The organism is Gracilibacillus halophilus YIM-C55.5 (assembly GCF_000359605.1).
GTDB lineage: Bacteria > Bacillota > Bacilli > Bacillales > Amphibacillaceae > Gracilibacillus > Gracilibacillus halophilus.
The window spans coordinates 14,875-38,572 of the sequence record NZ_APML01000003.1 but is presented as its reverse complement, the minus strand read 5'-3'; the positions used below and the strand labels follow the sequence as shown (position 1 = coordinate 38,572).

Below are 23,698 nucleotides of genomic sequence, written 5' to 3'. Positions count from 1 at the left end.
ATAACTTTATTGTTTAGCTAACAAGAAGGAATTATTAAGATAATTTCTAAATATTAAAATTTATTCCCACTAACTGAGATAATTTTTTATTATATTCAAAAAAATATTCTTTTAAAAATTCTCTTGTCCGTGGATTTATTTTTTCATAATCTGTTTGGTTATAAACTCTATAAATATATTCAGTATTATTTTTGAAATTAAGATTAAGAAAATTAAACACACGTTTTAACACCATATTTGGATTTACGAAAAAGTCCTCACTTTTTAAAATTAAAAATTGCTCTCTAGGAAAATGATTAAACCAATTAATAAGTTGCTTATAATAAATGCCTTGTGTTAAATAACTATAATATTTGTACTTATAAGTATATTTACCTGTGTTCAGTACTTTTTCTAGCTCACCAGCTAATCTCTTATCTTCGGTTTTAATAGCTTCCTCAAAGGATAAATAATCGAAACCCACTGTCTTATTTGAATTATTTATAAAATTATAATGTGAATATGCTCTATCTATTGGGTTTCTTAGCATAACTATTAGTTTTATATTAGGATAAGTTTCAGCAATTCGTTTAGCACTTAATGGATGAAAAAGATATTGAGGTGTTGCTTCACCAGTAACATCCTGAGGTTTTATTTTAAATGGAAAAAATCTTTCATAATAATTCAAACCATTATCATAAAGATCAGAAAAAAAATATATTTCTTTTTGCTTTGGTGAAACAAAATTCTTAGCATACTTCCTAATATAATTAAAAAGAGATGTAGTACCACATTTCCCCTGACCAATAATCATAAAATCCGGCTTCCGAGTTGTAAAGAAAGAATTATTCATAATTATTTCTCCTTCAATATATAAATGCTTTCATTGTATATCATTTTGCAAAAATAGACATAACGAATGAAGAGGGAGAAAGTTGCGTTTCTCTACCATTCATCGTTTATCTAAAATATACGTGCTGTAATCACCCTAAGCCTGAGCTATCTGATCTTCTCTAAACTATTGATTAATAAGTTTGGATAATAGGCAAATGATGCTTGGAGTTCACTACTGTTTTATATTTTTTAGCGGTTGTTTAGTGCAAAGTAAAAGTCGAGAGTATTGCAAAGGCCATGAACCGTTGCAAATTTATACGGAGAAGTGTGCATGATACCCTTGTGAGCTTAGCCAAGCCTTTATATGCCTGGCTTCTTGGCTAATCAGTCATGCTCACAGAGGCTCCGTGTCAAGTTGCAACACTCTCGATTTATCGTTGCAATGTTCTAAGGTTTTATATTGCAAAATACATCGATTTTAAAATCGAATGTTGCTTTTCTTCTTAAATATAATGGAAAGAAGACTAATCCTACTATTCTTGATCATGTTTGCTAATAAATAAAATAGTTGGCGTATTGTTGAATCTCTTTGTTGGTTTATATCCTAAAAATGATAAATATGAGCTTATCTTTTTAAACTCATCTTGATTTTTAGTCTCTACATATATATAAGGTTTATAATATTTTATTATGTTTTGTGCACCCTCTAAAACATCTAATTCCATACCTTCTACATCTATCTTTATTATAGCTATTCGCGGTAGTTTTGTATCTATTATGTCATCTAATTTATTCAAAGAGATATTACCATTCGGATGAACTAAAAATTCTGCTGCACCCGTATTATTTATATTTTGATTAACTATTGATCCTGTAGCCTTTTCCTTTCCTAATGCACTGTTAAATAATTTCACCTTGTTTTGTAAATTATTAATACGGATATTTTCACATAACAAACTATATGCCTCTATTTGAGGTTCAAACGCTAACACTCGAGATTTACATACTTTTCCAAAATAAACTGTATGATTACCTATATTAGCACCAATATCAATAATAGTAGCATTATCATCTACTTTGGACTTAATATCTTCCAACATACCCAATTCATAAAATTTTTTATTGTACTGTATGATTTTTTGAATATGGTCTTGAGGATTATCTATGCTGAAAAATATCTTCACCCTATCATAATAAAATTGTATAATCTTATTCTCCGGTTCTTTTGATTCCTCTAGTAATTGAAATACTAAATTATTTATTGATTCTAATTGTGTCTCTAGTGAGTAATTCATTTTCACAAAATTATAATAATTGTGTGATTCATATTCAGTTCTCAACAATTCAATAATGTCATTTACATTTGTCCAAATATATTCATTGTCATAAATTTCTTTAGCCGCAACAAAATTATGCACTAATGGTTTAATACCTTTACTCATTGCTTCCATTACAGACATGTGTTGACTTTCTAAAACACTTGAAGTTAATATGTAGTTTTTATCGTCTAACCAATCGTCAATATCTTCTTGCCAACCTTCAAAATACACATTGTTCTCTAATCCCATTTCATTAATCATTTGCTGATAATACAATACATACCTAATTTGTTGAAACTCTCCAGCAATATGTAATGTGTAACGATTATCTAAATCATAAATAGTTTTAAAGGCTTGTAATAACAACATTGGGCCTTTTTTAAAATTAATAAAACCAATATGAGCTATCTTGAAACCATGATTTCTGTCCTTAAATTTATATTTGGACAGATTGACACCGTTAGGAATTACAACAGTTTTTTCTTCTTTTAAGCTTTTCTCATTATCTAATACGTAATTTTTCAGAAAACTTGATACAAATATAACTTTGTTCACTACTTGCCAATTCACATTTCTGATATATTTAGTAAATGCTTCATAACTATGAAGACGACAAATTACTATTTTATCCTTTGCAACAGGTAATTTGCTTCCATGAATAATTAACTCATCACACCATTCAAACCAACAAATATCAGCCAGTGCATTCCTTCATCGATTTGCTTCGTGTCTTTTACAACAATCTTTCTTACATCAAATTTAGTTGATAAATAATCAATTATATCTTGTGAAAATTTATCATCACCTTTTGAGAAAAACACAAGCTTTGTTTGCTGTTTTCTAAAATCAACATCTGTTAATTTATGTTGAGATAAATCATTGGTATTTTCTAAAGGTTCATTATCTTCAATAACTTTCATTTCAACAAATAGCCCATTTATATCTTTTATTAACTCTTCATCTTCAGCGTATTTATAGCACTTTTTCAGTATCGTAACAGCATTAGTGTAATCATTTAACATATAATAAACATAGCCCAGATTATATAATATATCTAGATTTTCATCATCAATTTTATTAGCTTTCTCAAACAATTCTAGTGACTTATAATATTTTCCTTCTACCATGGCAATAATCCCCTTCATGGATTGGAGATTAGGATCATGATCATCTGAATACTTGTTATACTCGATCAATAATCTCTTTGCTTCTGTAATTTCCCCTTGACTAATTTTATCCTCAATTTCAAATCTCAATTTATTAAGCGAATTATGCGAGTTATGATTATCTTCAGTTATAAAACTTTGACGATCAAGCATTAGTTTTACACCTTTTGCCATAATCGGGAATTCATTTATAGCACTTTTTAAATATTGAACATATTTTAGTTGATCTTCTTCTTTATAATTAAAAGCATTCATAATATATATTAAAAACGCCTCTTCATTGTTCTTGACATGTGATGTATATAAATAACTTAACATTTCATCATTATATAAATTCTTTAAATAATGAATTCCCTCTTTGATATATCGGAAAAAAATATATTGATATTCTTCCTCCGAAAAATTTGTTTCACCTAATATGACTCCATACTTTGCCAAGGATTTATTTAATCTTAAATCTTGTATCCTGTCAGTTGACCTATAATATGTTAAGTAATTATAAATTTTTCTCTCTACACTCTCATGATTATCAGATATAAATTCAAAATATTCATTTATTTTGTTTTCTCGAATTGAATTTACAATAAAGTTAATATTAATATTATTAACTAATGATAAATAAATAATATCACCGTAATAATTTGGTGCATATTGAAAGTCAATATTCATAATAAGTTCTTGTATTTTACTTTTATCGCAATCTTTTTGTTCAAGCAAATAAAGTCTTGCTTTACATAATTTTGAGTAGTTGCTATTTAAATCTAAAAGTCCCTTTAAAAACTCTTCTTTATTATTCGTTTTTAAAGTATCGTAGTATCTTTCTAAAGCTAAATGAAGATCTTGCATCATATTATTATCTATCAAATAATTCTCATATTTTATTAATTCTCTATATTCTCCTATCGAGATATACGCATTTACAATTAAACTCATTACATCTTTTAGAGTGTCTAATTCAATATCGTATACTAAATTAATCAAATCTTCATACATTTCTTCTCGATCGTATAATATAATTAAAGCCTTTAATGCACTATCTCTACTATCAATTGATTTTTCGATGACCGTTGTATCCATGTACCCGATGGAATCTTCGTAATTCTCATTTATAGCTAAATATTTTTTAAAGTACTGAATAGCACTTTGATTTTTTCCTTGTTCGAAATGTGATATAGCTAAATAATAATAAAGATCCATATACCCATCAGCTACATTTAATCCTTCGACACAGAGATTCTCTAATTCCTGATACATTTTATTCTGTAAATACATAGCAGCAAAATGAACATATAAATACATCCGTTTAGAAAAATCATAATTTAACTCATTAGCTGTATCATAAGCTTTAATTGCACAGTCCAATGCCTTTTTAGGTTCTTTGTGCATAGCGTAAGATACTGATAGTTGAAACCAATAGTATACATTCCATGGATCATTGTCCAATTCCTGTTTCAAGATTCTTGCCGTGCGCTGAAATTTTTTTTCCATCAATTCTGGATCAGTTGACATATATCCAAAGTGAACTAAAAATGAATCTATCTTCACATATGGTTTTTCAGCTTGGGGTTGATTGTGTATAGCGCCTTTAAAATGGAAATCAGGAGTATTTCTAAATATTTTTTTGGTTAATTGTCCTGTTAATTTATGTAATATATCATTGTTACGTTCAAATTCAATTTGTTTATCATATGTTGTAATATTTCTAATATCCAGTAACACTGTATTATACTGCTTATGTAATTGAGAATTAAAAAATTCAATAATCGGCTCTGGATTATATACAAATTCATCTCCATCAATTGTAAATATCCATTCACCTGAACTATAATTAATTGTTATATTTCTTATTTCAGAAAAGTGATCATTCCACTGATGAAAATATACTTTATCTGTATATTTTCTAGCAATATCAACTGTATTATCATCTGAACCTGTATCAACAATGATTAATTCAGATTCTACCGCTTCCATAATAGGTACTAAACTTTGCAAACATCGCTCCAAATGTTCACCTTCATTTTTTACCATCATTGCTATACTTAGCTGCATGTTCTTCCTCCTATATCACTATATATCATTTATAGAATATACAATCTGAAATAGTAATTATATATTTTATAAAACATACATAAATGAAAATAAATGGAGAGATACGACTCTCCATTTATTTACGTTTCATTCTATTGTAATAGTTGAAGTACCCCTTGAGGTTGTTGATTAGCTTGCGCTAACATTGATTGTGATGCCTGGCTCAAGATAGAATTCTTCGTTTGGTTCATCATCTCTTTCGCCATATCAACGTCTCGAATTCTTGATTCTGCAGCTGTTAAGTTTTCAGAAGAAGTACTTAAATTATTAATTGAGTGATCTAACCTGTTTTGGTAAGCACCAAGTTTTGATCTCTCAGCAGAAACATCATCAAGTGCATTCTGTACAGCTGAGATAGAAGCTTCTGCAGTCTGAGAAGAACTAATATCAATGCCATCCACATTCAAACCACTAGCACTCATATCTCCCATACCAACATTCATCGTTTGTGATGAATTTGCACCAATTTGGAAGGTTGCCGAATTATCCGTTGTATCGCTATCCTCTTGTCTTACGGTAAATGTAGCTTCTTCACCAATATTACTAGGATCTATACTAGCAGCAGTATCTAAGGACAATGTAGCATTATCGATTGTAATAGATCCAGTGCCAGCGGCAACTGTCTCAGTTCCTGATGATGTGCCATCAGCTGATGTCCATTCCAAAGTATAATCAGTTGAAGTAGCTTCTGTAATCTTTACATTATAAGACATATCTTCTGCAATTGCACCAGTTGTAGTAGCTGAAACATCACTAAATATATCTGAGCTTGTTTCGTTAAATTCAACGCTTTCCGCTTGTTCTGAAACACCACTCAAGTCACCGTTAAGTAATTTCTTCGTGTTAAATTCTGTTGTATCAGCAATTCGATCAATTTCTTCTACTAATTGATCAACCTCTTTTTGAAGTTCTTGACGATCACTGTCTGTGTTTGTGTCGTTGGCTGATTGTACAGATAGTTCACGCATACGTTGAAGGATAGAATGTGTTTCATTCAAAGCACCTTCAGCTGTTTGGGTCATGGAAATACCATCTTGTGCGTTTGTTTCTGCTTGTTCCAAACCACGAATTTGACCACGCATTTTTTCAGAAATCGCAAGACCTGCCGCGTCATCAGATGCACTATTAATACGAAGACCTGATGATAGCTTTTCCATTGAATTTTGTTGCGCTTTGTTCGCTTGGCTTAACTGACTATGCGTATTTAAAGCCGCTATGTTGTGATTAATTCTCATTGAATTGTTCCTCCTTGAAAGTTGTGTTTTTCCACATCCTTGTGGGTTGACTAATTAATAGTGAAAGCGGCCGCCGATCACTAAAATTAGCTTCTAATTATACTATCGGTCGAGGGAATCATATGTTTAGTCTTTTTTATCAATTTTTTTAATAAGATTTAAGACATCTGGGGAAGTGTTTGCTGCTTGATTATTTTCTTGTTGTATTTCTAGATAAACTTCTTTACGATGTATCTCTACTTGACTCGGTGCCGCAATGCCTAATTTGATCTGATCACCATCGATTTCAAGAACTTTCACTTCAATATCATCACCAATTTGAATTGCTTCGTTTGTTTTTCTCGTTAACACTAACATCCTACCCCTCCTTTACCTGAGAGGTGTTGTTAAAGATCTTTTCTTTCGTCTTATAATGCTTATCATTGGTAATGTACTGCTTCGCATAATTATTTTTTTGATTAATGACGATCGGTGCTTGTAAATTGGCTGTGCTAGTATGTAATGGTTCGTTAATTGTGACAATCGCCTGAATTAAGGCATCCTCTTGTTTGGTGAGACCGAGTTGTTCGACGGTTGCATCATCAAGGTCTAGGGCATAATCTTTTACAAACAAGAATGGATTGACGACGATAAATGCTGGATCAACACCGTGGATTGATTGCAACACCTGGAATAGTCCCGTTTCTTCAAATTTTAATAAAACAAACTCTTTTTCTTGTAGGAACCCTGGTATGCCTGAGGGAAAGTGAATAATGTCTTCTTTCTTTATTTCAATATTGCCAAAATATTTCGTTTCGATATTCATAAGTCACCCTTCTTTTACAAATTTAATGACACATGACTGCCACTGGATTGGGATTCGATAAAGTCAATTTCGAGCCAATTCTTCTGTTCTACATACGTTTCTACGTTGCCTCTTTGATATTGATATTGAACCTCTGTCGGTTGGTTATTGATTTCTGGTTCTCTCGGTGTTACTTGAACGTTTACTTCAGCTGGCTGATAATCGATTTTCACACTATTCGCTGATGGAATCCAGCCAATATTGAACTGTTTCTTTTCATCATGTCCGTTCTCTTTGGCTTGCCGTTTGATTGGATTGCCCCCCTTTTCAATTTTCATTAATTCATCGCCTTGACGTCGTCTGCGTGCGATAACTTCCATTAATTTCTGTTTCCCTTCCTGCGCTTTTTCTTCGATCATTTGTGATGTTGGCTTGATACCGACATCCGCAAAGGCTTGTGACTGATCAATCGTTAGTTTACTTGGTGTTGTTCGTATTTGCATATCGGCTTTGGGCTGACGGATCGATTGCTTAGCTGGATCGTAATTCATATCTAGTTTCGCATTTTGCGTCCGAAGGCCAATCATGGCATCTTGTGATTGTATCCGTAATTGTGGCATTTGCATATGGATCTCCCCTTTAAAGAAAAACCTTACCTAATCGGAAGGTAAGGTTAATTGCTTAACGTAAAAAGTCCATTAATGTTGGTTGAATGACACGAGCACCTGCGCTTAAAGCTGCTCGATGCACTGATTCTTGTGACGTGAGCTTCATGATTACTTTTTCCATATCAGCGTCTTCATTATCAGACATCATTTCTTCTGCTGAAATTCCTTGTGATTGCACACGATCTTCAATTAATTCGATGCGGTTTTGTCTTGCACCAAGATCTGCACGTGCATTGACGTTATCATCAATATGCTCGTCGATTTGTGCAATATACTGATTTAAATCTTCTCCTGACGCACCGTCTCGTAAATCATTTGCAAAATTTGTAACCGTTTCGAACATATTATTACCTTCTGCATTTTCTTTCGTAAACACTTGATCCGGAGTTACATTAACAGGAAGCTTTACACCATCAGAAACTTCAATGTTGACATTGCTAGAATTTCCATTGAAATCGAAAAAATCATTATCTGTTGGATCATCACCATTAATTTGATACGGCTCATCACCATCATTACCCGTGGTCTGTGTTCCACTAAAAATATACTTGTTATTCACTTTCGTATTCGCAACATCTAACAAATGATCGCGCAATTGTTCGACTTCAGAAGCAATATTCCCACGTTGACCTTCTTCATATGTATCGTTTGAACCTTGTACCGCAAGTTCACGGAGACGATCAAGTGCATCTTGCGCCTTGTCCATCGCATCATCAGAGTTGTCCATCCATGTATGAACTTCGTTAATATTTCGTTCATATTGATCCGTATTTTTCACTTGGGTACGATAATTCATCCCTTTCATTGCAACGACTGGATCATCAGAGGGATTATTGATCTTCTTACCTGTGGAAAGTTGCTCCATATATTTTCCGATATCCTGATAACTATTACTGACATTACGCAACATATTGCCTGTGAGCATTCCTTGTGTGACACGCATTGCTATTTCTTACCTCCCTACAAGTCCCATGTTATTAATGACACGATCAAGCATTTCGTCAACAACCGTCATATTTCGAGCCGCTGCGTTGTAAGCATGCTGAAATTGAACCATATTTGTCATTTCTTCATCTAATGAAACAGAGCTTATGGACTGTCTATTTTCTTCAACTTGTTGGCGCAGTGTTTGTGAATTGCCTTGCATCCTGTTAGCATCTTCTGCCGCAACCCCCATTTCACCAATCACGCCTTCAAAATAGCTTTTCATCGACGTTTTTTCATCAAATTCATCAGCTGGATTTGTATTATATTCTTCGCCTAATTTCGTATACACATCTGCAAGCGCAATGGCATTTTCACCGTTACCTGGGGAACCATCTGTACTAGCAGCTATTTGATCAACATTGTCTTTAATCGTATCAGTGACTGCGATTGTGTCCGCTGTTGTGCCTTCAAAGAAATTACCACCTTGATCGGCATTTCCATCATCATCAGTATCAGTTAGTGTATAACCGTTTTGATGCACATTATTAAACTCTGTGACAAGATTGTTGGTCATTTTATCAAGGTTAGTTAACATTTGATTAAATTCACCTGATGCTGTGCCTGCTGAACCATTGTATTCAAACCCTTCGAGGTAACCGGCACCTTCAACAAGTGATTTAAATTTGCCGTTTACTTTGTAATCATCACCATAAATCAACGCTGTACTGTCTTTTGCTAGACCATCAACATAGTCAGCTGTTTCTTGATTAGGAACCGTATTTGGTCCTGCAAACAGAATTGATTTTACATTATTGTCATCGCCAAAATCTGCAAACATATGATTAACCGCATCATTTGTTCCTAGTTGTTTTTGATTTGTGCCGTCTACTAAAGTGATTGGATCATCAGTATTTTGGACTTCAGAATCTCCTGTTTTTAATGTGATTGTCGCAATCCCTTGAGCAATTGGGCTCGGTTGTCCTGTGCTTTCTTGATAGTCAACATTAATATCAACGTATTGCGACAAATCATCAACTAAGCGATCACGCTCATCGTATAGATCATTTGGCACCTGTCCGTGTGGTTCTACTTCACTAATTTGTCGATTCACTTTGTTAATCCGATCAATAATCGAATTAACTTCTGTATTATCAACACTGATTTCGTTTTTCATATTCGCTCGCACGTCTTGGAGAGAATTATGTAGATAATTAAATGTATCCGCAAGCGCAACACCACGTTCTTTCACTACAGAACGAGCACCAGAATCTTCAGGGTTGACTGAGAGATCTTGTAATGATTGCCAAAATTGGTCCATAGTATGTGATAACCCTTCCTCAGATGGCTCATTCATAATCGATTCCATTTTCGACATCATATCCGCTTTTGAATCGTAGTAACCAACTTTCGTATTTTCTTGCCGATATTGTTTGTCGACAAATGTATCACGAATTCGTTCAATCGAACCAGCTTGTACCCCACTACCGACTTGGCCTGGGATTTCTGGGCGATTTCGTGACGCTGGTGGATAAGGTGCAGTCTGTTCAAAGTTCACGCGTTGCCTCGTATAGCCATCTGTATTCGCATTTGAGATGTTATGACTCGTTGTATATAAAGCTGATTGTTGGGCGTGGAGTGCACGCTTTGCAACTTCTAGCCCATTAAATGTTGACGACATGACAGTTCCTCCTCTTATGCTTTCGAATCAAATACTGATCGTTTCGGAGCAGTTGATTGATGTTGTTGATTGCCATAATTAAAATTTTCGATCCGCGGTTGAATCATATCAAGAGATAGTTGAACGAATTGCAATGATTGTTCAGTTAATTGCTTATTTAGATCCTCTTGACGACGCAGTTCCATTAAAATTTCGGCCAATTCAACCGTGTTTTTTTCTAATGTCTCCTTATCGTTACCCTCTGTATATTGTTCAATAATGACAGAAACGGTAATGTCAGCAGGATTTAATTTATTAGCATTTGCCCAATCTTCTACGGCTTCAATTCGTTTCTGTTCAATTTGATTGACGGCTTGCACATGCTTTTGTTCCTGGGTTAGTAATGCTTGCAAGTCATCAATTTTTCCTTCTTTCAGGACTTCCGTCTTCTTTTTCGACACTTTTAACAAACTGTGATGCAAATCAATCAGTTTTGATAAATGTGAAATGATCGTTTGAACGGACATGAATAGTTTGCTCCTTTTTCAATACGCTTTACGCTTTCCAATAATTCATAATTTTCTTAGCCGTCTCGACTGCATCCGGCTTGAATTCACCATGATCAACTTGTTGTTTAATACCATCGACATAAGCTTGGCGAGCAGCCAGTGGATTTTCTTTGTTCTGCATCGCTTTTGCTTGATTCGAGATTTGAAGTTGATCTTCTTGTTGTTGAGTGTTTTTCTTTATATCATGCTGCTTTTGAAATTGTTTTTGATATGGATTGACATTCGTGTGGTTGGGTCCATGAACTTTCATGACCTTTCACCTCTTTCCTTTCCTCGTACACTTACTTATTCTATCGTTAATATCGGCTGATTTGTATAAATGTTTAATCATTTTTTATTAGTATAGTATAGTTTTGTTGGTTTGATAAGTATGAGTGGTTTATGCGGGCAATCTGTAATTTTGTTTTGCTAGGGTGAGTGTGATGATTCTGGCCTCATGTTGGTTTTTCTGGCGTGACTGCAGGAATTCTGACTTGATGTGCGTGAAAACTTAAAAAAGCCCTCTTTATATTGGGAGGGCTTATTCGTTCTATTTTCTTGTAAAGTAGGTGCGGACGCGTTGGCGTTCTTCGTCTTCGTTTCGTTTTTTGACTTGTTCGATTTCTTCTTGTTGGTGAAGTTCGGATGATAACTCATCGCTACAGTTTTCGCAGATCTTCCCGGAGCCGATGGGTTCACCACAACGTTCACATGGATATGATAGATTCGGAAATTTTGATGGGCGAAGACGATTCTCTTTGACAAATTGTAAGATTAAATCTTCTTCTACATCAGTTGCTTCGACGATCTCTGGTATGGTAGCTTTACGATTGTCGCGCACGCGTAAGAAATTATATACAATTTGAAATTTTTCCTCTTCTTCTTTGATACAGTCCTGACAAATGGGTTTGGTTGTTTTAACAAAAAGTTGATCACATCTTGCACAATTCATTAGCTCTCCCATTCGTAACACCTCTTTTCGTCTCTATTATTTTTAGTATAGCATATATTAGTCTATTTGGACTATCGTGCCAGTGTAAAACTATAAATTGAAGGACTTCCTGCTTTTTTTAATTGCTTTGCAGCATGATGAATCGTCATTCCAGTTGTATATATATCATCGACAATTAATACATTCGTGTGAAGTTTTTGTGATAAGAAAAATGGATTTTTTGTTTCCAACCGTTCATAGCGTGATTTTTTTGATTGTTTCTCAGTGATTTCTTCATTCCGCTTCAGTGCATCGATGATTGGAATTTTGTATGCATTGGCAATGATTTGAGCAATAGCTTGTGCTTGATTAAAGGCTCGCTCATATGCGCGCATGTGGGTTAATGGAATGGGAATAATGGTGAGCGATTTTGCTAGTTGACCAAAGTTAGCAGAAAAAGCTTTACGAATAAAGGGGGCAAAACCTTTGATAAGCTCGTAATCACCTTGGTATTTCCACTGGGTGATGAGTTCTTGGACAAAATTTGAATATGAAAAAATGGATCGATTCATCTTGAGTACATTGGCATAATCGGGACGCTCTTCCCAACGGTGACAATCGATACACAGATTGTTGGACGGGCGGCCACAACGAGGGCAGATTGGCTTTTCAATCATGGAAAGTTGTTCGAGGCAGTTTGAGCAAAAATGTTGAAAACTGCTAGGATAAAATACATTGGACCATGTAACTGACGTAATAATTGGTGTGAAACAGTAAAGACATTGCATCGTTAAAATCCTTTCTGATTCATAGTTTTGATTTGTTTGATGGCTTGAACGATCGCTTTTGTTTTTCCTTGATGACATAAAATCACATCACCTTCTGGGTCATTTGGACTTCTGCCCGCACGCCCAGCAATTTGCACAATGGCAGCTTCATCAAATACATCATGATCCGCTTCTAAGATGATGACATCAATGGACGGGAAAGTGACTCCACGCTCTAAAATCGTTGTTGTAATCAATACATCCAGTGATTGATTGCGGAAGGCATCGATTTTTTCTTTTCGGGCCGTGTCATCTGCATGAACCGTTTCTAAGTGCTGCGCAAAAGGTTCGATGGCTTTGGCTACAGTGGCCAGGCGATTAATTGTCGGTACAAATACTAATAATTGTCGTTTGTTTGATCGGTGTTGGAGATAGTGGATGAGAAATGGCGGGAGTTTTTCGTCGTTTAATGTTTGGCGCAATTTGATGATTAGTTTTTCTTCTGGAACGATCAACGGATGACCGTGGAAACGTCGTGGAACGAAGACGACATCGATTAGTTTTCGCCGAATGTCCCGCTTTTGTTTGGCACGAGGAGTGGCTGTTAAGTAAATATGTGCGGCTTCTTGTTTGGCTGCTCGATTCGCTAAAAAGGTAAGCGTTTTGTCATGGTGAAATGGAAATGCATCGATTTCATCAACAATCATGACGTCGAAAGCTTGGTTGTAACGAATCAATTGATGTGTGGTGGAAATGACGATTTGCCCAATATCTGTTCGATAAGCCGTATCAGCATATAACGCTTCGATTGTGGTATTTGGAAATGCGCTTTTTATACGTGGGTAAAGTTCGCGAACGACATCTGCTCGAGGCGTGGCGATACAAATTCGCTTTTGCTTCTTAATCGCTAATTCAATGGCGGGAAAGAGCATTTCGGTTTTCCCAGCACCACATACAGCCCAACAAATGAGAGGCTTCAGCTTTTGATCAATAACTTGTTGCATTTTGTCTGCAGCTGACTGCTGATGTGTCGTGAGTTGACCTTCCCATGCACATGGATTTTCTTGGTATGGCCAATCGGATACTGGCCCTGTCCATTCATACAACGATTCACAGGCTAGCACCCTTCCCGTTTGCAAACAGTTGCGACAGTAGACATGTGTGCTGTCACATCGAGAACAAGGAATGTGACCAAATCGTGCTGGATTTTGATTGCCGCAACGATTGCATTGACGACGCCATTTTTGTTGTGTGATGGCAGGAATTTTGCGTAAATGGTTGTTTTCAATCAGTTGGTGGAATTCATTTGATGGGAGCGAGAGTTCGTCAATGAGGAGGCGCTTCCCGGCGAGGATTTTTCCGAGGGATTCACACACTGGGTTCACTCCTTTTTATCGATCATACGGCAGAGACGCCGTATGACTGATTTATTTTTTATACCATGTTAATCCGATGGCTCCTTCTCCAAGATGGGTAGCGATTACAGGGCCAAAATAACTGATGTCGATTTCAACATTATCATATTGTTCCTCTAATTGTTGTTTGATTCGTTTGGCCTGTTCCTCGCGATTGGCATGGATCACGGTCGCAACAACTGGTACTTTCGTTGAGGCATCTTCATCAAACAATTGAAAAATACGCTTTAGTGCTTTTTTCTGCGTGCGAATTTTTTCAAATGGGACGATCTTCGTGTCTTCAAAGTGCAAAATAGGTTTCACTTGTAACATACTTCCTACCAGGGCTTGTGCACCATTCAAGCGACCGCCACGATGTAAGTGCGACAAATCATCAACCATAAAATAAGCACGTAACGATTGTTTGATTTCATCAAGTCGCTCAATAATTTTTGCAGCATTTTCGCCTTTTTCTGCTAATTCGGCTGCTTCGAGTGCATAATATCCTTGCGCCATACAACTAATCTCGGAATCAAAGGCATGAACATCGATAGCGTCCACCATTGACGCTGCAGTTAATACCGATTGATACGTCCCGCTGATGCCGCTGGACAACGTAACAAAAACGGCTTGTTCATAATCATTGGCTAGAGATTCCAATGTCTCCGTGATCAATCCAATCGAGGGCTGGGATGTCTTTGGTAATTCATCCACTTGCTTTACTTTTTGGTAAAAATCATCGGTTTCTATATCTATTTCTTCTTGAAAAGATTGTTCATCGAATACGACGTTTAAAGGAACCATATGTATATCTTGTTCATGGCGTACTACTTCAGGTATGTATGCCGTACTATCTGTAATGACAGCAACTTTCTTCATATTCTGTACCTCTCCCAATGTTTAGTTTCTTTTATTTTATCGAAAAATAGGAAGGGTGCATAGTGATAACGTGAAATATGGTAAAAATTTTATTTTCGTCTACATATTTGCATGCTAGTTGATCATTTATTCTCAAGTTTTTGGCTTTTATTCTCGACTTTGGCGGATTTATTCTCAACTTCGCGCTTTTTATTCTCAACTCTAGCAAATTTATTCTCAACTTCTTCAAAGCAAGCAACAAAATCAAACAAAATGCTCTAGCAGAGGCTAGAGCGTTTTGTCGATCTATAAAATTTCCACCCAGCCTTTTTTAATCGCGATGACGACTGCTTGGGTACGATCTTTCACTTTCATTTTTTGTAAAATGCTGCTGACGTGATTCTTGACTGTTTTCTCGCTAATATACAAGCCTTCAGAAATGCCTTTATTACTTTTTCCTTCTGCCAACATCTGTAGTACTTGGCATTCACGGCGTGTTAATAAATGAAGCGGACGTCGATGTTCAATATCTTTTAATTTTTCTAAATGATCATCGGATTCATAGATGGCTCCTTCTTCTGAAACGAGACGACGGTATTCCTTCACTAAATTATGCGTTACTTTTGGATGTAGGTAAGAACCACCTTCACTTACGACAGTAATCGCATTAATAAGTGCATCTGAATCCATTTCTTTCAGTAAGTATCCTTGTGCACCTGACTTCAGTGCGTGCGTAACATAATTTTCGTCATCATGAATCGACAAAATGATGACTTTTACGGCTGGGAAAGTGTCGATGAGTTTAGCCGTTGCTTCCACACCGTTCACACCAGGCATGTTGATATCCATTAAAACGACATCGGGCTTATACTGTCGAACGAGTTCTGTGGCTGAAGCACCGTCATCTCCCTCTGCTAATACATTAAATTCTGCTTCTAGTTCCAGAATGCGTTTGACTCCTTCGCGGAATAGTTTGTGATCGTCAATGAGTACAATATTCGTTGCCATCGTTCTACCTCCTTATTTATATCCTCTAGTAAATACGTAAATATGCAGCGATGAGTATTCAATTCTTGAGCTGTTTTTTTATCGACTCTTTTGCCATTATACCTAATTTTTAACTATTTGTATCCTGATTTTCGTTAGGAGCAGGTAATGTGATCACGACTTTTGTTCCTTCACCGATTGCACTATCAATATTGAACTCGCCGCCAAGCATATCGATTCGTTCGGTCATGCCTAAAATACCGAAAAGGATGTTTTCTTTTCACTAACATCAAATCCTTTTCCATCATCCTTGACGACTGCGATGACATATTTATCATTGATTTCAATCTTCACGTCAATTTGTGCCGCTTCCGCATGTTTAATGGAATTTTGAATCGATTCCTGTATTAAACGGAATAATGCCACTTCATATTGGCTTGTTAATCGGTCATCAAAGCCTTTATGAAAAAATTCGATATGTATATCATGATAATCTTGAATGGTTGTGATATACTTTTTAATCGTCGGAATGAGTCCCAAATCATCTAATGCCATCGGGCGCAGGTCATAAATAATGCGTCGAACTTCCTGCAATGAATTTCGAATCAATGGCCGGACGCTTTTCATTTCATCAACAGCACTTTCCATGTTTCCTTTTTTATATGCGCGGTCAACGACTTCCGAACGCAACAAAATATTCGCTAACATTTGTGCTGGTCCGTCGTGAATTTCGCGTGATAAGCGACGACGTTCTTCTTCTTGCGCCTCAATAATTTTTAGTCCAAATGCTTGTTTTTCTTGGGCATCCTGAAGCAAATCGCTCACTTGGCGGAAATCTTCATTTAAATAATTAAGTACGATCGAAATTTTTCCAACAAGTCCTTCTGCCCTTTCGATCATTTGTTCGATGGATTTTAGTCTTCTCTCAATATCATCACGCCGTTCTCTTAGTCTTGCTTCCTTTTCTCTTTTCATCGTTAATTCCGATTGTATTTGATGCGCTTTGTCATAGATTTGTCGAATCTCTTCTTCGCTATAGGTTTGAAAATTTCTGCTAACTTCAGCTAAGCGCTTCCGCGAATATCGCGATTGTTGTTCTAAATAATCGCCTTCATCAATCACTTGTGTTACTTCTTCTTTTAATTCTTCTAATTCTTCCCGCAACTGATCATATTCTTGACGAGATTCTTCTCCAATGTGAAAAATTTCGTCTTTGCTGTTTTTTACTGTATCTATCATCTCATCTATTATATAATCTAAGTCACGATCTTTTTGAACCATAGACAAACCATCACCCACCTGTTCCATTATATGTATTCGTTGAATTGGGCATTCGATAAGGGGGTTTATACACACTTTTTCCCTAATTCGATGTTTTTAAACGATGTAGAAAATTTAAAGGAGGTCATCCATCATGTTAAATAATTACTATACAGTCAAGCATGAAGGATCCGATCAGCAAATCATACAAAAGTCTCGTTTTATTGGTTATGTGAAACGAGTTGAAACAGAAGAAGCTGCACAGCAATTTATCGCAGGGATCAAGAAAAAACATCATGATGCCACTCATAATTGCTCTGCTTATATGATTGGTGAACATGATCATATTCAAAAGGCTCATGATGACGGCGAACCTAGTGGAACAGCAGGCGTGCCAATCTTAGAAGTGTTAAAAAAACGTGAATTAAAGGATACAGCTATTGTCATTACACGCTATTTTGGTGGTAGTAAGCTCGGTGCAGGTGGTCTCATTCGTGCATATTCAAGTACTACTACACTAGCGATTGATACAACTGGAGTCGTCGAGCGTAAATTAGTCAAAAAGTTTGAAGCATCTGTTCATTATTCTTTATTAGGGAAGTTAGAAAATGCGCTCCACCAATCTCCTTATATGATCGATCATATTGACTATGTCGAATATGCTATTTTTCACCTTTATGTAGAAAGCGGACAAGAACAAGCATTTCATGATTGGATCATCAATATAACGAATGATTCCGTTTCTATCAAGGAAGGTGAACCTACGTATATGGAAATAGATCAGTAAACTATTTCCCGGGAAATGTGTCCTAATCAATCGTTGCGAAGAAGAGTGTGCATGAAGTGATCACACTCTTCTACTTTGTTTCCCAGTTTTTTATCGAAAATGTATGTTTTTGCTTAATTTCATGTGATAATGTCTGAATAAAATCTTTTGTATTATTAATCTGTTCGCGTTCCGTTTGCTCTATCATTCGTTGCAATATGCTTCGATACATTTCTTGCTCCGACAAGTCCTCACCCCTTTTCGATCTCTGTGATTAATATATGATTCTATAATAAGGTTCGTTCTTAAACGATTAGACGTTGACGTCGATTTCCATGTTTCTTTTTTATCCAAATTAGTAAACAAAAAATTGCAAAACCAGCACCTATACTATCTATCAATATATCACCGACATAGGGTGTTCGATTCGGTGTCCAACTTTGATGCCATTCATCAAACATAGCGTACACTATTGTACAAAAAAATGCAAAACATGCTATTAGTTGAGGTGATCGTTTCTGTACCGTTTTCTGACATGCGAGAAAAAAGAATATCGCTAACAGAAAGAATACAGTAAAATGTGCTCCCTTGCGAATAAAAAATTCGATAAAACCCTCAATACCTAAGGCACCGACGCTAACCACTTCCTGATGATAGACAAACGATATTCCGTCTACATATGGTATTAAAAATGATAGATCGAATGTACCGCCTAAAAATGGTTTGATATCTTGCTGTTGATAAGGTTGTGCGGATGAATAAAAAATAACGCCCATCCATCCTAACGGCAGCAGCCAATACAACCACTTTTTCATGATCATCCCTCCGTAAAATTGAAAAGTTGAGAATAAATCAATGTACGAAGCTCCTCGCTAATCGCAAAACAAAAGCCAGCCACCGATTCTTAAAACAGAAAAGGCGACTGACTACCCACTACATACTGACTGTTTAATTTTGATTTTGTCTCCACTTATTAAATTCAACAAATTCTTTAAATTGCTCTTTAGAAATGCCGGAATTCATCGCTTCTTCTGCTAGCTTCAACCAATCTTCATCCAATTGTTGCATCAATTCTTCATCACTTTGACTTAAGATCAACTCATTTACTGATACGTGTAAGACAGCACCGACTTTTTCAATGAATTGAATGGATGGATTCGATTGAATACCTCGTTCAATTGAACTAAGGTAAGATTTAGCTACACCAGCTTGTTCAGCTAGCTCAGACAGCGACATTCGTTTTTCTTTTCTTAATTCTTGAATCTTTTCACCTATCACAACATTTCACCCACCTTCTCATTTCAATTACCATAATAACACAAGTTTACCTACTGTTCTATATAAAGTAATAATTTTTGTCGAAATAAATTGATTTTTCGGATAATATGATAAAAAATCGTTTACGAATCGTAATAAAGTTCTCAAAACAGAACTACAGCTACCTATTATAACGAGTTTGTCGATTTTCTGCAAATTCTATCAAATTATGCAGAAAGATTTTTTCTACTTCTACGTGCATTTCATGTTAATAATTAGTATAATATGAGATAAGAAATGTTAAAGGAGCATTCTAGTTATGAAAAAACTTGCTTTCCTCTTTATCATGATTGGAATCGTTTTACTAAGTATCGGTGGTTATCAATACTTCAACATCCAAGCAGCTGAACAACAAGCAGCCAATGAAGCAAATAAGCGCTTGGAAGATTCCAAAAATCAAACGAAAGATTCAAGCTCTCATCAAAGAACGATAGAAAATTTCTCACCAAATACAGGCGATGCCGTTGGTTTCTTACATATTCCTGCCATCGAAGCAGAACTTCCAATTATTGAAGGTACAGATCCCGAGGAATTGGAAAAAGGTGTTGGGCATTATGATACTTCTGCGTATCCAACAGAAAACGATCAAATTGTTATGTCCGGTCACCGAGATACGGTTTTTCGAAGTTTAGGTGAAGTTGAAGTTGGAGATACGTTTATGGTCGAACTTCCATATGGAAACTTTGAATATGAAATGGTTGATTCGAAAATTGTTGATGCCGATGATACGTCAATTATTCAATCAACGGCACCTAAGGAAGAATTAGTGATTACAACCTGTTATCCATTTTCCTATATTGGGAATGCTCCTGAACGATATATTATTTATGCCAAGCCGATCTATGAATAAGAGAGCTAAAACCTAGTATTGATAAGCGTATTGACTCTGATACAATACGCTTTTTTTACATGTATATTACAAGAGGGGGACATCGTATATGAAAAAAATTGTGTTCATATGTATTGGTTTATTCTTACTACTCGTTGGATGTTCAAATGACGAGGAAGTGCAGCCAGAAGAACGACTACAAGAGTACACTGATCATTGGAAAAGTCAAGATTTCGAGTCAATGTATGAAATGGTGCAAGATGTGGAAAAAGAACGTTTTGTCGATCGGTATCAAAAAATATATAACGATATTGGTGTTCGTAATCTTTCCGTATCCTTTGAAACACCAGATTCAGAAAATACAGACAATGAAGATAAACAAAAGAAAACCTTTCCTTTAACCGTTGAAATGGAAACACTTGCGGGCCCAATTTCATTTGAATCTAATATCGAAATGGTCAAACAGGAAGAAACAGTGGATGGAGAGTCTAAAGTCGATTGGCTCGTCAATTGGCACCCTGGATTGATTTTCCCTGAACTTGAAAATGGTGCAGATGTAGGCATGGAAACGGTTCAGCCGGTGCGCGGAGAAATTTTTGACCGAAACGGCGAAGGTCTAGCCGTCAACGGGAGCGTTTATGAATTAGGTGTTGTTCAAGACTATTTTTCTGAGGAAAACGCTGATCAGGAAAAACAAGAAATTGCTGATATTCTCGATATAACCGTTGAAGACATTGATCAAGCACTTAACCAAAATTGGGTTCGTCCGACCGATTTTGTTCCATTGAAAGTGGTTCAGAATCTAGAAGAAAATGACTTAGCAGAAGCAGTTGATGCGATGCGTCCACTTCTCTCACAGACAACAACTGAAAGACTGTATCCATATAGTGAAGTTACCGCCCATTTAACGGGATATATTGCGCCGATCACTGCAGAAAAACTAGAAGAAGTCGATGAAACTATTTACTCCGAAAATGATATGATTGGTCAGCGCGGTCTAGAGGAATTATTTGAGGAACGACTGCGAGGTGAAGAAGGTGTTCGGCTTTATGCAGAAAAAGACGACGATGAGATCGCAACTATCGCTGAAAAAGAAGTGCAAAATGGTGAAGACATTACATTAACCATCGATATCAATGTACAAGAGCGATTGTTTACATCACTTGAAGGAGATGCGGGTACAGCTACTGCTATTCATCCAACAACAGGAGACACATTGGCTTTAGTCAGTAGTCCAGCATTCGATCCCAATGCCTTTATATTTGGATTAAGTCAAGATCAATGGAACGAATGGCAAGAGGATCCTCAAAATCCTTTACTGAATCGGTTTGCTTCAACTTTTGCACCCGGATCAGCGTTTAAACCGATTACGAGTGCTATTGGATTAACAGACGGCTCTCTTGATCCAGACGCAGGACGATCGATTGAAGGATTAACTTGGCAGCAAGATGACTGGGGCAATTATGAAGTGACTCGTGTATCTGAATCATCAGGCCCTGTTGATCTAACGGACGCTTTGGTGCGGTCGGACAACATTTATTTCGCCCAGACAGGATTGGAAATCGGAAGTGAAACAATGATGACCGGATTAAAAAACTTTGGGTTTGACGAAGAAATACCTTTTACCTATCCCCTCCCAACGAGCACCATTTCATCTGACGGATCACTCGATGATGAAGTGCTTCTAGCTGATACGAGCTATGGCCAAGGTGAATTACAAATGAGTGCTCTTCATTTAGCAGCCAGTTATTCGATTTTCTTAAATGAAGGAAACCTTGTACAGCCAATATTAGAAAAAGATGAAGATGGTGGCACTTGGAAAGAAAATCTGATCTCTAACGATCACGCTGCTATCATTCGTGACGCTTTACGCAAAGTGATGACAGAAGGTACAGGTAGTAGTGCAAACATCTCTAGTGTGGAGATATCTGGTAAAACAGGAACAGCAGAATTAAAACAATCCCAGGATGTAGAGGATGGAGAAGAAAATGGCTGGTTTGTTGGTTATCCTGACGGCCACAGTATGATCATCTCCATGATGGTGGAAAATATTGAAGGTCAAGATCATGGTAGTGCTTATGTCGCCGAAAAAGTCACCCAATCCATAGCAGATTTAGAATAAATATGATAGGCAGTCATATAAATACGAGGATTTCCCGGTAAAACGCATATTACTGGGAAATCCTCACTTCTTTTCATCTAGATTTCCGGGTAAATCACATATTACTGGGAAATCCTCACTTCTTTTCATCTAGATTTCCGGGTAAAACGCATATTACTGGGAAATCCTCGCTCCTGTTCATCTAGATTTCCTGGTAAATCACATATTACTGGGAAATCCTCACTTCCTTTCATCTAGATTTCCCGGTAAATCACATATTTCTCATAGAATGACCCGTTCCCCCGTTTGACTACTTTTATAAACGGCATCTAAGGTTTTCATTTGATGCGTCATCTGCTCTGTCGTATACAATGGCGTATGGTTTTCAATAATTGCCGAAGCAAAATCTTCAACCATTAATGTATATTGATCGCCTGAAACGGAATGAGTCGTCACTTCGCCATTATCAGTGGTCACTATGATCTCGCCTGCCATATTCTCATTCACATCTGGACGGAATGGTGACGTCACTTCGATTTTCCCTTTTGAACCCACAAACTCATATACTTGTCGCGGCAATGTATCAAAACTACAGTCAAACGAAGCAATAATCCCATCCGCGAAAGTTAATACGCCTGACATCGTCGTATCAACTTGACTTACTTCATCGTATTTTCCACTAGCATAGACGGTAACCGGCTCTGCATCTAACATGTTACGCATAGCATGAATGGTATAGCAACCAATGTCATACATAGCACCACCGCCTAAATCATGATTTAAACGAATATTGGAACGATCGTCAAGGTAAAAAGCAAAACTAGAACGAGCAAATGAAATCTTCCCTATCACGTCGTCATTGATCAATTGCTTCACTTTTTCATGTTGTGGATGGTATTGATACATAAAGGCTTCCATGAGTTGAACGTCATTGACTTCACAAGCTGCCATCATCTCATCCAATTCACGCTGATTGATGCCAATTGGTTTTTCGCAAAGGATATGTTTTTTATGTTTGGCTGCTTCTATTACCCACTCTTTATGTAAACCATTGGGCAACGGAATATACACAGCATCAATCGCCGTATCTTGAAGTAAAGCTTGGTATGAATCAAATGTATGCGGGATGTTTAATTCTTCCGCTGCTTGTTTGGCGCTTTCTTTGTTTCGACTCGCAATGGCTACGACTTCACCATTTTTTGATCGTTGGATCGCTGGAATCACTTGTGTTTTTCCAATATTCGCTGTACTTAATACGCCCCATTTCAGATGAACCATTCTCT

Annotated in this window: 25 protein-coding genes; 3 read left to right on the top strand and 22 right to left on the bottom strand. The window is 36.4% G+C overall.

What is annotated here, in order from left to right:
* Positions 1-46: 46 nt before the first annotated feature.
* The 18 genes from J416_RS00380 to J416_RS00305 form a co-directional block, all read right to left on the bottom strand.
* Positions 47-832: a sulfotransferase domain-containing protein gene (locus J416_RS00380; RefSeq protein ID WP_003462609.1), complete on the bottom strand. Its 786-nt coding sequence runs from the start codon at positions 830-832 to the stop codon at positions 47-49.
* A gap of 514 nt (positions 833-1,346) precedes the next feature.
* The gene (locus tag J416_RS14895) at positions 1,347-2,687 is read right to left on the bottom strand and encodes an FkbM family methyltransferase (protein ID WP_003462608.1); all 1,341 of its coding nucleotides are present in this window, start codon (positions 2,685-2,687) and stop codon (positions 1,347-1,349) included.
* A gap of 107 nt (positions 2,688-2,794) precedes the next feature.
* Positions 2,795-5,347, bottom strand: a complete 2,553-nt coding sequence (locus tag J416_RS14890; protein WP_003462600.1) for a glycosyltransferase — start codon at positions 5,345-5,347, stop codon at positions 2,795-2,797.
* Positions 5,348-5,478: 131 nt separating this feature from the next.
* Positions 5,479-6,621: a flagellin N-terminal helical domain-containing protein gene (locus J416_RS00370; RefSeq protein WP_003462597.1), complete on the bottom strand. Its 1,143-nt coding sequence runs from the start codon at positions 6,619-6,621 to the stop codon at positions 5,479-5,481.
* A 126-nt stretch (positions 6,622-6,747) separates the two neighbouring features.
* Entirely contained in the window at positions 6,748-6,978 is a 231-nt protein-coding gene (csrA, locus tag J416_RS00365) for a carbon storage regulator CsrA (RefSeq protein WP_003462594.1), read from the bottom strand.
* A 1-nt stretch (position 6,979) separates the two neighbouring features.
* The gene (gene fliW, locus J416_RS00360; protein WP_003462592.1) at positions 6,980-7,426 is read right to left on the bottom strand and encodes a flagellar assembly protein FliW; all 447 of its coding nucleotides are present in this window, start codon (positions 7,424-7,426) and stop codon (positions 6,980-6,982) included.
* A 14-nt stretch (positions 7,427-7,440) separates the two neighbouring features.
* Positions 7,441-8,031, bottom strand: a complete 591-nt coding sequence (locus tag J416_RS00355) for a DUF6470 family protein (protein WP_003462590.1) — start codon at positions 8,029-8,031, stop codon at positions 7,441-7,443.
* Positions 8,032-8,086: 55 nt separating this feature from the next.
* Positions 8,087-9,016: a flagellar hook-associated protein FlgL gene (flgL, locus tag J416_RS00350; protein ID WP_003462587.1), complete on the bottom strand. Its 930-nt coding sequence runs from the start codon at positions 9,014-9,016 to the stop codon at positions 8,087-8,089.
* Positions 9,017-9,025: 9 nt separating this feature from the next.
* Positions 9,026-10,678, bottom strand: a complete 1,653-nt coding sequence (gene flgK, locus J416_RS00345; RefSeq protein WP_003462585.1) for a flagellar hook-associated protein FlgK — start codon at positions 10,676-10,678, stop codon at positions 9,026-9,028.
* Between the two features lie 14 nt (positions 10,679-10,692).
* Positions 10,693-11,184: a flagellar protein FlgN gene (locus J416_RS00340; RefSeq protein ID WP_003462582.1), complete on the bottom strand. Its 492-nt coding sequence runs from the start codon at positions 11,182-11,184 to the stop codon at positions 10,693-10,695.
* A 28-nt stretch (positions 11,185-11,212) separates the two neighbouring features.
* Positions 11,213-11,476 (bottom strand): flagellar biosynthesis anti-sigma factor FlgM, encoded by a 264-nt coding sequence (gene flgM, locus J416_RS00335; RefSeq protein ID WP_003462579.1) that lies wholly within the window; start codon positions 11,474-11,476, stop codon positions 11,213-11,215.
* A gap of 279 nt (positions 11,477-11,755) precedes the next feature.
* Positions 11,756-12,169: a TIGR03826 family flagellar region protein gene (locus J416_RS00330; protein WP_003462575.1), complete on the bottom strand. Its 414-nt coding sequence runs from the start codon at positions 12,167-12,169 to the stop codon at positions 11,756-11,758.
* Between the two features lie 59 nt (positions 12,170-12,228).
* On the bottom strand, positions 12,229-12,924 hold the full coding sequence (locus J416_RS00325) for an amidophosphoribosyltransferase (protein WP_040512456.1): 696 nt from the start codon (positions 12,922-12,924) through the stop codon (positions 12,229-12,231).
* A gap of 2 nt (positions 12,925-12,926) precedes the next feature.
* Positions 12,927-14,279, bottom strand: coding sequence for an ATP-dependent helicase ComFA (locus tag J416_RS00320; RefSeq protein WP_003462568.1), 1,353 nt, complete (start codon positions 14,277-14,279; stop codon positions 12,927-12,929).
* Between the two features lie 51 nt (positions 14,280-14,330).
* Positions 14,331-15,176 (bottom strand): DegV family protein, encoded by an 846-nt coding sequence (locus J416_RS00315; RefSeq protein ID WP_003462565.1) that lies wholly within the window; start codon positions 15,174-15,176, stop codon positions 14,331-14,333.
* A gap of 285 nt (positions 15,177-15,461) precedes the next feature.
* A complete protein-coding gene (locus J416_RS00310) occupies positions 15,462-16,163 on the bottom strand; it encodes a response regulator (protein WP_003462556.1) in 702 nt (233 codons plus the stop codon).
* A gap of 109 nt (positions 16,164-16,272) precedes the next feature.
* Positions 16,273-16,392 carry an ATP-binding protein gene (locus J416_RS16490; RefSeq protein WP_003462555.1) on the bottom strand — a complete coding sequence of 40 codons (120 nt, stop codon included), beginning with the start codon at positions 16,390-16,392 and terminating at the stop codon, positions 16,273-16,275.
* 2 nt (positions 16,393-16,394) lie between these two features.
* Positions 16,395-17,423, bottom strand: a complete 1,029-nt coding sequence (locus tag J416_RS00305) for a sensor histidine kinase (RefSeq protein ID WP_003462551.1) — start codon at positions 17,421-17,423, stop codon at positions 16,395-16,397.
* A gap of 133 nt (positions 17,424-17,556) precedes the next feature.
* Between J416_RS00305 and J416_RS00300 the strand changes: the two genes are divergently transcribed.
* Entirely contained in the window at positions 17,557-18,189 is a 633-nt protein-coding gene (locus J416_RS00300) for a YigZ family protein (RefSeq protein WP_003462548.1), read from the top strand.
* A gap of 70 nt (positions 18,190-18,259) precedes the next feature.
* Here J416_RS00300 and J416_RS15595 read toward each other — a convergent pair whose 3' ends face one another.
* The 3 genes from J416_RS15595 to J416_RS00290 form a co-directional block, all read right to left on the bottom strand.
* Complete coding sequence (locus J416_RS15595; RefSeq protein ID WP_156809470.1) at positions 18,260-18,415, bottom strand: hypothetical protein; 156 nt, start codon at positions 18,413-18,415, stop codon at positions 18,260-18,262.
* Between the two features lie 58 nt (positions 18,416-18,473).
* Complete coding sequence (locus J416_RS00295; protein ID WP_003462545.1) at positions 18,474-18,983, bottom strand: VanZ family protein; 510 nt, start codon at positions 18,981-18,983, stop codon at positions 18,474-18,476.
* A 133-nt stretch (positions 18,984-19,116) separates the two neighbouring features.
* On the bottom strand, positions 19,117-19,446 hold the full coding sequence (locus J416_RS00290) for a helix-turn-helix domain-containing protein (RefSeq protein ID WP_003462543.1): 330 nt from the start codon (positions 19,444-19,446) through the stop codon (positions 19,117-19,119).
* 298 nt (positions 19,447-19,744) lie between these two features.
* Here J416_RS00290 and J416_RS00285 point away from each other — a divergent pair, with 298 nt between their 5' ends.
* On the top strand, positions 19,745-20,335 hold the full coding sequence (locus J416_RS00285; RefSeq protein ID WP_003462540.1) for a class D sortase: 591 nt from the start codon (positions 19,745-19,747) through the stop codon (positions 20,333-20,335).
* Between the two features lie 88 nt (positions 20,336-20,423).
* Complete coding sequence (locus J416_RS00280) at positions 20,424-22,436, top strand: penicillin-binding transpeptidase domain-containing protein (RefSeq protein ID WP_003462538.1); 2,013 nt, start codon at positions 20,424-20,426, stop codon at positions 22,434-22,436.
* A 261-nt stretch (positions 22,437-22,697) separates the two neighbouring features.
* Here the strand turns inward: J416_RS00280 and J416_RS00275 are convergent, their stop codons facing one another.
* Complete coding sequence (locus tag J416_RS00275; RefSeq protein WP_003462536.1) at positions 22,698-23,693, bottom strand: Gfo/Idh/MocA family protein; 996 nt, start codon at positions 23,691-23,693, stop codon at positions 22,698-22,700.
* Between the last annotated feature and the right edge of the window lie 5 nt (positions 23,694-23,698).